The organism is Paenibacillus sp. Soil787, assembly GCF_001429545.1.
In the GTDB taxonomy this organism is placed as follows: domain Bacteria; phylum Bacillota; class Bacilli; order Paenibacillales; family NBRC-103111; genus Paenibacillus_E.
Genome location: NZ_LMSP01000012.1, coordinates 329,597 through 342,043 on the forward strand (window position 1 = coordinate 329,597; position 12,447 = coordinate 342,043).

A 12,447-nucleotide genomic window follows, 5' to 3' on the forward strand; every position below is an offset into this window, starting at 1 on the left:
AAATCAACAGCGAGTTATTGAAGTACTTTATCGGTTATCCATATTTGCTTGATTTTACCCTCATGCAGCAAGGGGTTAAGCTTGTTCATTAACGTAGAAGTTAATCCATCTGAACCTTTACTGCCTTCAATTTGTTCCTTTGTCAAATCCCCTAACGCCTGTACAATTGTGCCTTTAACAGCAGATTCTAGTAAATTATCAAATTCCGCTTTAGTCTTCGAATTCTCTAACTCAAAAGCCAAGCTGATTTTAATGAAATTCTGACTGCCAGATAAGTTGGTCAAAATATCTTTAATAATCGCTGTGTTTCCCTTTACAGCCTCAGCCGATGGTGCTTTCGTTGGCTTCACACTTGCAACAGCTTCCTGAGCTTTCACTGTAGGGTCTTTGGATTGATTGTTTTTCTCCATAAAGTTCCACAAAACAAAGGCAGCTGTCAAAATCAGAGTAATTGCAATTAGTATGGAGACAATGAGTATAAAAATTTTGTTCTTAAACACTTACGAACCCTCCGCATCCCTGGACTTTATTGTCGCTCGTACTGAGCCAATCTCCTGCATGTAGGTCCGCACTAAGCTTACCACAACCTCTGCCTTTTCGAGTACTGTGATTTTCTTACCTGTCGTCAACGTGATCATTGTGTCTGGCGTCTCTTCAATAAGTTCGATCAGTATGGCATTCAAGATAATGGCTTTACCGTTTAAACGAGTGAGAGAAATCATGTTTCTCCTCCTGTATCAGGATAAGGGGAGACTAGCTCCCCTCTTTCACATCAACTTAAAATTAATGTTTCAGATTAACGACTTCTTGAAGTACTTCATCCGAGGTCGTGATAATCCTAGAATTTGCTTGGAAACCACGTTGAGCAATAATCATTTCGGTAAATTCACCTGTTAAGTCAACGTTCGACATTTCCAGTTGTCCTGAGATTAGTGTCCCAGTTCCCGTTTCTGGATTACCTGCTGCCCCAACTTCAATTGCACCCTCTGGGTTTGCATTCGCTGTCATACGATACAAATTCCCGCCAATTTTCTCAAGACCTGAAGGGTTAATGACTTTAACGACGCCAACTTTCTGACCTGTAGTAACCGTTGCTCCTGTATTGTTAACACCGATAATATCGCCATTTTGTGCAATCGAGAATGAAACAATGTCATCTGGAAGCACAATCGGACCGGCACCATCAGCTCCCATAACATGTAGCCCATCTGCATTTACCAGGTTTCTGGTTGGATCTATAGTAAAGTTACCTGCTCTTGTCAAGTAAGGCGCATCAACCTGCTCGGTTGTACCTACTGCAAAGAATCCATCCCCGTTAACACGCAAATCAGTAGGGACATTCGTTGTCATTGCGCTTCCAGCCGTATGTACTGTATCAATAGCAGCCAAACTAACACCTAATCCTACTTGCTGAGCATTCACACCACCGCGATTCTCATCAGCAGCACTAACACCTGCAACAGTTTGACTTAGAATATCTTTAAACATAACACGGCTGCCTTTGAATCCGATGGTATTTACGTTCGCGATATTATTCCCAATAACATCCAATTTCGTTTGAAAACCACGCATACCTGAAACGCCTGAGTACAAAGATCTTAACATCTAATAGGCCTCCTAATCGGATATAAATATAATGAGCTGCTTCAATCGCTCCACAGCCCCAGGCTTCCTGCACGGTCGAGCCTGATGGTTAAGAAATAATTATGGCACTATCTATTTGCGTAAAAACATGTTCATTCATGGCGTTTCCATCAAGCGCCGTTACAACAGTTCGGTTAGGAACATTAACAATTAAAGCATTTCCACCTAAAATCATAAGTGCATCCTTGGCACCTTTAGCGGCTACTTTATCGATGGCTGTACTAAGCTTATCCAATTGTTCAGGCTTTAGTTGAATGCCTCTCTCTTTGAGTCTAACCTCTGCATGATGACTGAAACGAACAAGTTGCTCCTGAAGAAGTTTCTGAAAAGTAGGATTACCGGATTTGGTTACCGGCTGCTGTACAGGTGTTCGTCTCGTAGACGCAGGAGAAACCGCATTAGGATAAAGCTGCCCTAAGGATATTCTCTCTGTCATTTGGTTTCTCCAACATTCTCAATTTTCTTGAGCTTGTCCAGAGAAATTTCCACTCCCTTCACATTCGCGTATTGATTTCCTTCTTTAAATGAGATGGAATCAACAACACCAGACTTTTCAACCGATGCTCCAGAAGAGTCAATCTCCGACCATGTGATTGATTTACCGATTAATCCTGAAACAAAACCAAGTGATTGACGCATTAGCTTCATTTCACCAGCCATATTGGTCAGTTGCTCTACGGATGTGAATTGAGCCATTTGTGCAATAAACTCTTTATCTTGTAAAGGCTGTGTCGGATCTTGATTTTGAAGTTGTGTAATCAAGATTTTAAGGAAATCATCTTTGCCTAACGTTTGGTTGTCTTTATCTTTCGATTTTGCTTTATTTCCTGCATTGATCAAATCCGTAACATTACCTGAAATCGGGCTTGTAGCCACACTTTCACCTCCAACTGCTTCATATAGATTGCTGTTTAGGCAATAACATCGAAGGAGTTACCATTAACTATCGTTCGTATTTGAGCTACATGTTGTATTTCTTGATTAAAATCAATTGAATCTTCCTCATAGTTACCAGAAGCATTTTTACTTTGACGCTGAGATTGACTAAACGTTTGCTGTTGCCGTTGATCTTGGAACATACTGGATTGCATGTTTTGATTTTGAGTGACCTCAAGCTTCTCAACTTGCAAACCTTGCGTTTGAAGAGCTTGTCTTAACTGTGGAAGCTGGCTTTCCAGCATCTGCTTACCTGCTAAGGAATCAGCTGCAAATTGAGCTACCAGTTGTCCATCCTGCATCGAAATTCTTACATCAATATGACCAAGATTTTTAGGGAATAAAGATAGTTTAGCTTCAGAAAAACCGCCAGCCATTGTTATCTTCATGTTCTTTAATACATGCTCTGTCATTTCTTCAGTAAAATTCGCCGCACTGATTGTTGTTGTTGCCACTTTATCAACTGGAATAGCCTGTTGCGCTTTCTGCAGATCACCTATCGTAACGATGGAATTCGTTGTTGGAGCATCTTCAGTCGGCAAATCAACAAGGTCTACAAATGATTCTTCGGACGCTGTAGTGGGCTCTACAACTGGTGCGTGGAGTACATTCCTTATTGCTAAAAGCTCAAGCTTTGACTTAGTTGGTTGCATGAGTGTAAATGAATCTCCATCAACCTTCTGCTCAACACCAAGCTTGTTCACCTTTTTAACATGACTAGCTCTGTTAGCAGATGTGGTATCACTTTTACTTCCTTCTACTAAACCTTCAGAAGCCTTGGTTACTTTCGCTGCAGCATCAGTTATTGATGTTGATCCCTTCAATGTCGCCATTAACTCTGGAAGCAAAGGCTCAATCGTGCTAAGTAAGTCCTGGTTCAAAAACTTCAAAAGAGGATTGTCAGGCTGCTGTTTAGTCAAAGTTGTCAATGTCAGCAAAGTATTCTGAGCCTGCAAGTTTAATGTATCTGCTGGTTGAAGATTCAATCCATTCGGTAGTGTGAAAGCCGCATTAGATTGTGAATCACCAAGTGTACTTAACAACTGCTCAGCGTCTTCGAACCACTTCTTTACCTTCTGATCTTGTAATAATTGTTCAGCTAGCTTAGGATTACTGTTCATTGCCTCCAAAAGCATCTCTGGCAGAGATTGATCTTCCGTTCCTTGTTCGCCCTCTTGTACAGCGGCACCTTGAAGGGGTAGTACCAAGCTTTGAAGCATTTGAAGCAGCATGTTCAGAGAAAGTGCTGAATCGGATGCATTGGCATCACCAGAAGCACTCTCTTGTCCAATTTGACCATCTAATACTTGATTAAAAGAAGTATCTTTAGTTGCCGTTTCAGTCGTACTTGCTTTACCTGTTACTGCTGAAGCAGCATTGTTTCCTGTAGGTACTGTTGGCATTTGAACGTCCATTTTTTTCACCTCCCTTCGTGAAATCAATGACATTACTGAACAAGTTTAGATGAAATTGAAGCAGCGATTTCTTTATTTGCGTCTGACAAAGAAGACATTACTTTAGAACGAGAAGCGTTATCCATCCCACTGAGAATAGCTAACACTTTATCAGGGTTAGATTTATTCATTTCCAGCAGGACGTTGGAAGCACTTTTCGGTGTCATATTGGCAAAAGTTTGCCCTAAATCTGTTTTACTTACGGATGTTTCGGCCTTCGTCGCTCCATTCGTTGTCAATCTCTCTTGCAAGGCAGCAATTTGTTTATCACGAACAGGAACAACATCCTTAACTCCGATAGAAGCCTCCGCCGCTATAGCAGGGGTCATTTTTTCAAGAATAGCTCCACGACTATCTGCTTTCATCATTGAAAACACAAGAACCATTTCTTTAGGTGTCAATGCTTCAATAATAGGGGCAGCTTTACTTGGATTCATTTTTGCATATATATTCGCTAGTTGAGTAATTTGATTGTTGTATTCTTCTTCGGTTTGAGTTTTACTTTTTAGCTTCTCTTCCAAGTCAGTTAACTTCGCCTGAGCATCTTTCAATGAAGTATCCTTCTGCTCGGTTGTCGAATCTGCTTTCTGCAAAGCCGTTTGAAGTTCAGCGATTCTTGCGTTTAGCTTCGTTATCTCTTCATCTTTATTCTTGATGCTTTGCTCAGAAGTCGGTACCTTACCATCACTCGTCACTACTGCTTTTTCTTTGGGAGCAGGGACGATAGTCCCAATGACCGGTGTATTATGCAGCGCCTTCTGTATACTGCTCTTGATATCATAATCAAAAATTGACAACAGTACGAAGAGCAAAACTGCCGTAAACACAAAGGGGATGACAAACCATATCAGAAAACGTTCCAGTGCACTATAAGATGCACCCTCTATGCTTGTATCGGCCATCTCCTCTTCCCTCCTTTACCTTCCTCAATACGTTAGCCGCCTGAAACGGTTATTGGCCATTTCATCTAGAGCATCTTGCTCTTTTTTGGCGACAAAAGATTGAAATTGGTTGTAAGCCTTCTCTCTTGCCTTTGACCATACTTTCTCATCAATCATTCTTTCCGAAAGATGTTCCTGCTTTTTGAGTACGACATGCTGTGCTTGCTGCACATCCAGATGCTTGCGGGCGATCTGTTGATCAACATGGTTCATGTAATTTTGCATTAACAGCATCTTGGAAATAGATACCGAACCGCTAGATACATTTGCCATTTCGTTATGAAGGTTATCTTTTTGCTCAAACAATCCATGCAAGCTCGTTTCTTCGTTCCTTAGTTGCCCCATTGCCTCAGATAGTATCCACTCAGCCTGTGTTCGTTCATTGTTTTTCAAATCGACAATTTGCTGGAAAGAATAACGAAAATTCATTCAAGAGCCTCATCCCTTATAAAATTCATGAATCAAACGTTCTTGAGCTTCTTCAAACGTCAACTTCTCAGAGGTTTTTTGCTTCGTGAAATCCCATATTGCCTCGATATTATCCATAGCGATATCAATATTTTGGTTAGAACCTTTTTGGTATGCCCCTAAATTGATAAGATCTTCCGAATCTTTATAAATAGAAAGAAGTCGCTTCAATTGATCAGCTGCTTCCATGTGTTCAGTAGGGACTATTTCTTTCATGACTCGGCTTACGCTGGATAAAACATCGATGGCTGGGTAATGACCCTTATTAGCAATGCTGCGATTTAGGACAATGTGTCCGTCAAGAATACCTCGTACTGCATCAGCGATAGGTTCATTCATGTCATCCCCATCTACAAGCACGGTATAAAAAGCGGTAATGGAACCCTTTGGTCCCGTACCTGAACGCTCTAGCAGTCGTGGTAGCATGGCAAATACCGAAGGCGTATAACCACGTGTAGCTGGAGGTTCTCCAACAGCAAGTCCGACCTCACGCTGCGCCATAGCAAAACGAGTGACTGAATCCATCATCATCATGACATTTAAGCCGCGATCTCGAAAATACTCGGCAATACTAGTTGCAATCATCGCACCTTTGATTCGAATCAAAGCGGGTTGATCCGAGGTTGCAACAATCACAACGGATCTAGCAAGTCCTTCAGGACCTAAATCCCTTTCGATAAAGTCTAGAACCTCTCTACCACGCTCACCAATAAGAGCAATTACATTGACATCAGCGGATGTATTACGGGCAATCATACCCATCAACGTACTTTTACCTACACCAGAACCAGCGAAAATACCGACACGCTGACCCTTGCCAATTGTTAATAGGCCATCAATGCAGCGAACACCAACCGAAATTGGATTCAAAACGCGTGGTCGTGTAAGCGGGTTTCCGGGTACATTATTCGTTGAATATTGTGCCATTCTAGAGGGCAGGAAAGAACCATCTAAGGGTTGTCCCAAACCATCTAACACCTTGCCAAGCAGCTCATGGCCAACTTGGACTGTAAGCGGCTTTCCGGTACCTACGACGTCGCATCCAGGACCTATGGCATCCAAATCACCGAGTGGCATCAGAACTACTTTATTGCTGCGAAATCCAACGACCTCAGCCTTTAACGGCTTGTTAGACTTGTGCGGATAAATGTAGCAAAGATCGCCAATGCTCACATCAGGACCTTCTGACTCAACTGTCAGCCCTATCACTTGCGTCACTTTACCGTTGACTCTAATCGGATCAATCGTATGTAGATGCTCCTTGTATTTATCAACATTTGGGAGCTTGCTGCTCATGACTCGGATACCTCACTTTGAGTTGCCAATTGTCTTAACGCCGACTTAATCTCTTTTAACTGAGTATCAATTCTGGCATCAATGCTTCCAAATGAGGAACGTATCACACAGCCACGGTCTTGTACCGTAGAGTCCGGTATGATCTGTAATTCTGCTTGTGAATCAATGGAAGTCAGTAACTCTTCGCGTGCATCTTGGATATAAGCAAACTGTGAAGGCGCTACACAAAGTGCGATAATTCCTTTTTCTCGTCTGCGTGAAAGTACCATCTGAATTAAATCAATGACCCATTCTGGATTCAAAGTTAACTGACGCCCAATCACTTTCTCAGCGATGGAAGTGCTAAGCTCAATTAAGAATGGTTCTGATTCTTGAATGATTTGCTGCTTAAGCTTGTAGGTTTGTTCCAAAATGGATCGAGCCTCAGTTAACATATCACCGTATTCTTGTCGGAGTTTATCTTCGGCTTGAACAATCCCTTGTTCATAGCCCTCATCGAATCCTGATTGTCTGGATAGCGCGATGTGCTCTTCATCTTCAGCACGGCGGCTCTCCCACCAACTCGTTATCTCTGCCTGCGTTTGTTCTCTAAGCGCAGCACACTCTTGCATCGCCTGATCGATTTGTTCATGGGCAAAAGCTTCAGCGTCTTGAAGGATCTGCTCCTTCATACTTGTAGCTTCTGTTAGTTCCTGCTGCTGTTCCGGAGTCAATTGATTGGCTTCATCCGTTAACATACCAGTGCGTAATAATTCAAGTGGTGATATCGTTTTTACTAATTTCTTATCATCTAATGGAAAATAAGCGAATGATTTAATGACATTAGACAATAATATCATCTCCTCCACCACGTGCGATGATGATTTCACCAGATTCTTCTAGGCGGCGAATCGTTGCAACAATACGGGTCTGAGCTTCTTCAACATCACGTAAACGCACAGGTCCCATAAATTCCATTTCTTCCTTAAAGGTATCCGCCATACGTTTGGACATATTCTTGAACAAGGCATCGCGAACTTCTTCGCTTGCAACTTTAAGGGCAAGCTGTAAATCCGCATTCTCAATGTCGCGAATAATTCGCTGAATGGAACGATTGTCGATATTGACAATATCTTCGAATACAAACATCCGCTTCTTAATTTCTTCCGCAAGTTCCGGATCCTGAATTTCGAGGGAATCGAGAATGGTACGCTCTGTACCCCTATCAACACCATTCAGAATTTGAACGATGGAAGAAATACCACCTGCATTTGTGTAATCCTGAGTTACCGTTGAAGATAGCTTTTGTTCAAGAACGCGTTCTACCTGGCTAATGACTTCAGGAGAGGTGCTATCCATGAGTGCAATGCGCTTAGCAACATCAGCTTGCTTTTCCTGTGGTAATGAAGACAAAATGATCGAAGCTTGATCTGCCTGCAAATAAGACAAAACTAAAGCGATTGTCTGCGAATTCTCATTTTGAATAAAGTTTAGAATTTGAGCTGGATCTGCTTTTCTTGCAAAATCAAAAGGTCTCACTTGCAGAGTGGCAGTCAAACGATTGATAATGTCAAGCGCTTTTTGAGATCCCAAAGCCTTTTCCAAAATATCCTTGGCGTAAGAAATACCACCTTGAGAAATAAACTCTTGGGCTAAGCATATCTGATGAAATTCAGATAAAATAGCTTCTTTTTCATAAGAATCTACTTTTCTAACGTTCGCAATTTCTAACGTTAATTGCTCAATCTCTTCTTCTCGCAAGTGTTTAAAAATTTGAGCAGACACCTCAGGGCCTAAACTGATCAAAAGAATGGCTGCCTTTTGTCGTCCTGTTAACCCTTGCAGAGCAGCTTTGGCCATACAAGTGCACCCCTATTCGTCTACTAACCATGTACGAAGCAAATTGACAAAGTCTTCTGGTCGCTTTTTTGCAAGAGTCTCTAGCTGCTTGCGTACTTGATTTTCATTCGTAACATTTTCGATATCAATCGTTGGAAGTTGTGCTTTGCCTGCTGCGAGATTCATTTCTTGATCCAACTGTTGTTGCGCAGCTTTTCTTCGTTTTCTAATTGCGAACCCTGCAATTAATCCAATTGCAAGCGCCGCTAAAGCTAAACCTGCATAGGTTAAGTATGTAGTCGTTTTCGAAGCCAGTGTATCCGTAGGTCTTGCAAAAGAATGTGCGAATACCGTAACTTTTTTCTGTAAATCTGCGTCTGTATATGTAACCTTATTATCTGCTAAAGCGGTTCTTACGATATTTACTAGCGCACTTTGCACCGCTGCCTTAGTCTCAGCCGTCAATGAATTGGGATCATCTTTAACCGGAGGCTCAATTCCTACATTTATACTTAGGTCTTTTACAACATAAGGCGTAGAGATAATATCGTTCGTAATTCGATTGACTTCATAATTGACAGTCTTATTATTTTTCTCTGAGTTAGATTTGCCTGAGCTGGCCGCCCCTGGGTAGCCTGGAACATCTGTAGCCCCTGTACCTGGTACACCGCCTGTATCAGCACCATTGTTCTGATACGACTCGCTTGCTTCCTGTAGAGAAATTTCCAACCCTTTTTGATCCACTTGATTCGGAGCGCTGACTAGCTGTTCTTTACTTTTCTTTTGATCAAAATTCATTGTTGAGAATATACTTACATTTACTTTATCTCGGCCAAACATTGTACCCAGCATCGTATTGATATTCTTCTGTAAATCATTTCGGAATTGATTATTAATATCTGCTTGACTACTTACTAAACTCGTAGAAGACGTTCCGCCGACCTTCGAAGATACCAGACTCTGTCCATACTGGTCAGAGATCGTTATATTCTCTAAAGGGAGATTCTTAACACTATGCGAAACTAAATTATAAATTGTATCAACCTTTGCTTGATCTAGTGTGTAGCCCTGTTTCGTTTGCACGACAACAGATGCCGTTGCTTTCTCTTGCTGTTGCTGTAAGAAAGGTCCTTCTTCTGGAAGAGAGATGAGAACTTTTGAACTAGCGATTGCTTGATTAGCGTTAATCAACTGTTGAAGCTCGCCTTGAATCGCGTTCAAGTATTTGACTTTGAATTCGTTGTCTGTAATACCAAATGAACTGCTGTCGCTAAATGCACCAAAGCCTAAAGAGCCGTTCTTATTTAAACCTTGGGACTCAACACCAAGCTTTACATTTGCTACTTCGCTTGTTGGTACTTCGATACTTTTACCATCAGCGCTAAGATGATACGGAATCTTTGCTGTATCCAGATAGGACTTGATCGCTGAAGCATCACTCGGCTGTAATTCCGTAAATGCGAGTGAATATTCCGTTTTTGATAAATTAATGCTTATAATTGCCGCAGTAAGAATCAGTAGGACAACTGTTGCTATAAAAGTGATTTTCGTAGTTCTACTATAACGATTCCAATATTGCTTCACCTTTTCCCAGTACTGGAGCAGGTTCTCGTTCACTCTGTCACCTCATCGAACCAAAATTTAGCAGCATCTAAGTCAATCACAGCTGCATTCTCATCATTTCTTGGTATGCTTCAAGGACTTTGTTTCTGACCTGTACAGTCAACTCAAGCCCTAGCGATGCTTTCTCAGAGGCAATTGTCAGTTGATGAACATCGGAAAGCTCACCTTTGATGAAACTCTGATTCAAATTGTCAACTTGCTGTTGTTGCGTGTTTAAATTTGTTATGGCGTCATTAAGGAACGAACCGAATCTTTTACCAAGGTCAGCAGCCCCTTCACCAGAGTTATCCTTTGGTTGAATGGAACTCATGATGTTTAGTGGACTGTAACTTATTTTGTCAATCATGATGCAACCTCCTGTAGTAGTTATCTACCAATCTCCAAAGCTTTGGTTATCATTGATTTACTTGCATTAAGAGCGGTTACATTGGCTTCATAGGATCTAGTAGCAGAAATCATATCGACCATTTCTTTAAGCACATCAACATTAGGCATATAAACAAATCCGTTCCCATCCGCATCTGGATGAGTTGGGTTATATACTTGTTTCAAAGGTGATTTATCTTCAAAAATTTTATTCACCCTTACACCTTCGCCAGTACCATCAGCCATTGCCGATTTAAGCGACTGCGCAAAGCTGGGCTGTGACTTCGTTTCGAAAGCAACTAACTTCCTTGTATAGGGAACCCATTTCCCATCTACGAACTTAGCACGTGTTGTATCCGCATTCGCTATATTAGAAGAGACAACATCCATTCTTAATCGCTGAGCAGTAAGTGCCGATGAACTGATGTCAAATCCATTGGTTAACCTCATTGGTTATTACTTCCCTCCTAAGACTGTGCGCATTTTTTTGAACTCGCTGTTCATTTGTTGAATCATTGCATTGTATTTAAGTTGATTTTTGGCCATTAAAGACATTTCATAATCCATATCGACATTGTTCATATTGTTATTAATCGCTGTCGATTCATCTGTTTTTATTTCTGAATTTGGCAGATTTGTGGATTTCCCTATTAAGAAATGCCTAGGGTCTGTCCGATAACCTTCTATAGAGGGTGTTGATGAATCCATCTGACCTTGTAAAAGTTCTTCGAACACGACATCTGATCGCTTAAAGAAGGGTGTATCCGCATTGGCTACGTTGTTTGCTACAACCTTTTGTCTCAGAGTCGATGCATCCAGCGATCGCTCCATCAAGTTCCAACTTGGTTTGTCTAATAAAGACATTTCGATACCCCCGTCAATAGAATATTCGACTTATACTTCAACATTGTAATTATCGATTCCTTCTTATTTCGACATTATTTTCATAAAATAATTTGAAATGGACCTTATTGTAGAATTATGTAAAACATTCGGTAACCTTCCTTATCATCTAAGATATCACGTAAACTTACAATAAGAAAAAAGCCCTATCTTTTACAAGACAGGACTTTTTTATGTGTTTAACTATAGTTTTGTTTTTAATTGCTCAATACTTTGTATTAATTGCTCATTTAAAATACGGATATAAGTGCCCTTCATACCAAGCGAGCGAGTTTCAATAACTCCGGCGCTTTCCAGTTTGCGAAGTGCATTAACAATAACAGAACGAGTAATGCCTACCCGATCGGCAATTTTGCTCGCTACCAAAAGACCTTCCTTACCATCTAATTCTTCAAAAATGTGTTCCACTGCTTCCATTTCACTGAAAGATAAGGAACCGATCGCAACTTGAACGACTGCTTTACTTCTAGCTTCTTCCTCTATTTCCTCGGCACGTTCTCTTAATATTTCCATTGCGATAACTGTAGATCCATATTCAGCCAGAACTAAGTCATCATCAATGAAAGTTCCTTCGCTACGACTTAAAATAAGTGTTCCCAATCGAGAGCCGCCACCAATAATTGGTACTAAAGTCGTATGCGTGTATGGAAACATATCCTTCATTTGCTCCGTGTAATAGAAATATGGACTGTCAGGTTCTGCTGTTGATGATGTTTCCTCAATCTTCAAGAGCAGATTGTTAGACTCCATCGGAAATCTGCGTTCAATTAATATGGTCTGATTCATTTCGGGTGAAACCGGATCATTCGTTACCGCATATCCTAAAATTTTGCCTTTGCGGCTAACGACGTAGATATTCGCGATAACAATATCACGCAGCACCTCGGCCATATCCATAAAGCTAACTGCATTGCCAGCTTCTTTTTGCAGCAAGCGATTTAGCCTTCTTGTTTTATTTAATAAACTCATTTAACTGCCTCCTACTTACTTCACCATGC

At 41.1% G+C, this 12,447-nt stretch carries 16 protein-coding genes; all 16 read right to left on the reverse strand.

What is annotated here, in order from left to right; all coding sequences use genetic code 11:
• Positions 1–14: 14 nt before the first annotated feature.
• Entirely contained in the window at positions 15–500 is a 486-nt protein-coding gene (locus ASG93_RS14060) for a flagellar basal body-associated FliL family protein (RefSeq protein WP_056832896.1), read from the reverse strand.
• Positions 501–722 carry a flagellar FlbD family protein gene (locus tag ASG93_RS14065; protein ID WP_029195364.1) on the reverse strand — a complete coding sequence of 74 codons (222 nt, stop codon included), beginning with the start codon at positions 720–722 and terminating at the stop codon, positions 501–503.
• A gap of 61 nt (positions 723–783) precedes the next feature.
• On the reverse strand, positions 784–1,605 hold the full coding sequence (flgG, locus tag ASG93_RS14070) for a flagellar basal body rod protein FlgG (protein WP_056832898.1): 822 nt from the start codon (positions 1,603–1,605) through the stop codon (positions 784–786).
• A gap of 88 nt (positions 1,606–1,693) precedes the next feature.
• Positions 1,694–2,080, reverse strand: a complete 387-nt coding sequence (locus ASG93_RS14075; RefSeq protein ID WP_056832900.1) for a TIGR02530 family flagellar biosynthesis protein — start codon at positions 2,078–2,080, stop codon at positions 1,694–1,696.
• The gene (locus ASG93_RS14080) at positions 2,077–2,520 is read right to left on the reverse strand and encodes a flagellar hook capping FlgD N-terminal domain-containing protein (protein WP_056832902.1); all 444 of its coding nucleotides are present in this window, start codon (positions 2,518–2,520) and stop codon (positions 2,077–2,079) included. Before ASG93_RS14080 ends, ASG93_RS14075 begins: the two co-directional genes overlap by 4 nt.
• Positions 2,521–2,555: 35 nt before the next feature.
• Positions 2,556–3,995 (reverse strand): flagellar hook-length control protein FliK, encoded by a 1,440-nt coding sequence (locus ASG93_RS14085; RefSeq protein WP_056832904.1) that lies wholly within the window; start codon positions 3,993–3,995, stop codon positions 2,556–2,558.
• Positions 3,996–4,027: 32 nt separating this feature from the next.
• Positions 4,028–4,936, reverse strand: a complete 909-nt coding sequence (locus ASG93_RS14090; protein ID WP_063891869.1) for a hypothetical protein — start codon at positions 4,934–4,936, stop codon at positions 4,028–4,030.
• Positions 4,937–4,960: 24 nt separating this feature from the next.
• Positions 4,961–5,404: a flagellar export protein FliJ gene (gene fliJ / locus ASG93_RS14095; protein WP_056832906.1), complete on the reverse strand. Its 444-nt coding sequence runs from the start codon at positions 5,402–5,404 to the stop codon at positions 4,961–4,963.
• 9 nt (positions 5,405–5,413) lie between these two features.
• A complete protein-coding gene (gene fliI / locus ASG93_RS14100) occupies positions 5,414–6,739 on the reverse strand; it encodes a flagellar protein export ATPase FliI (protein WP_056832908.1) in 1,326 nt (441 codons plus the stop codon).
• Positions 6,736–7,578, reverse strand: a complete 843-nt coding sequence (locus ASG93_RS14105; RefSeq protein WP_414858864.1) for a FliH/SctL family protein — start codon at positions 7,576–7,578, stop codon at positions 6,736–6,738. The genes fliI and ASG93_RS14105 overlap by 4 nt, the downstream gene beginning before the upstream one ends.
• On the reverse strand, positions 7,562–8,578 hold the full coding sequence (gene fliG / locus ASG93_RS14110; RefSeq protein WP_056832910.1) for a flagellar motor switch protein FliG: 1,017 nt from the start codon (positions 8,576–8,578) through the stop codon (positions 7,562–7,564). The genes ASG93_RS14105 and fliG overlap by 17 nt, the downstream gene beginning before the upstream one ends.
• Positions 8,579–8,590: 12 nt before the next feature.
• Positions 8,591–10,174, reverse strand: coding sequence for a flagellar basal-body MS-ring/collar protein FliF (gene fliF, locus ASG93_RS14115; RefSeq protein WP_056832913.1), 1,584 nt, complete (start codon positions 10,172–10,174; stop codon positions 8,591–8,593).
• Positions 10,175–10,217: 43 nt separating this feature from the next.
• On the reverse strand, positions 10,218–10,526 hold the full coding sequence (gene fliE, locus ASG93_RS14120; RefSeq protein WP_029195353.1) for a flagellar hook-basal body complex protein FliE: 309 nt from the start codon (positions 10,524–10,526) through the stop codon (positions 10,218–10,220).
• A gap of 20 nt (positions 10,527–10,546) precedes the next feature.
• Positions 10,547–10,996 (reverse strand): flagellar basal body rod protein FlgC, encoded by a 450-nt coding sequence (gene flgC / locus ASG93_RS14125; protein WP_047672814.1) that lies wholly within the window; start codon positions 10,994–10,996, stop codon positions 10,547–10,549.
• A 6-nt stretch (positions 10,997–11,002) separates the two neighbouring features.
• Positions 11,003–11,410: a flagellar basal body rod protein FlgB gene (gene flgB / locus ASG93_RS14130; protein ID WP_056832915.1), complete on the reverse strand. Its 408-nt coding sequence runs from the start codon at positions 11,408–11,410 to the stop codon at positions 11,003–11,005.
• A 222-nt stretch (positions 11,411–11,632) separates the two neighbouring features.
• Complete coding sequence (gene codY, locus ASG93_RS14135) at positions 11,633–12,418, reverse strand: GTP-sensing pleiotropic transcriptional regulator CodY (RefSeq protein WP_029195350.1); 786 nt, start codon at positions 12,416–12,418, stop codon at positions 11,633–11,635.
• Positions 12,419–12,447 lie beyond the last annotated feature (29 nt).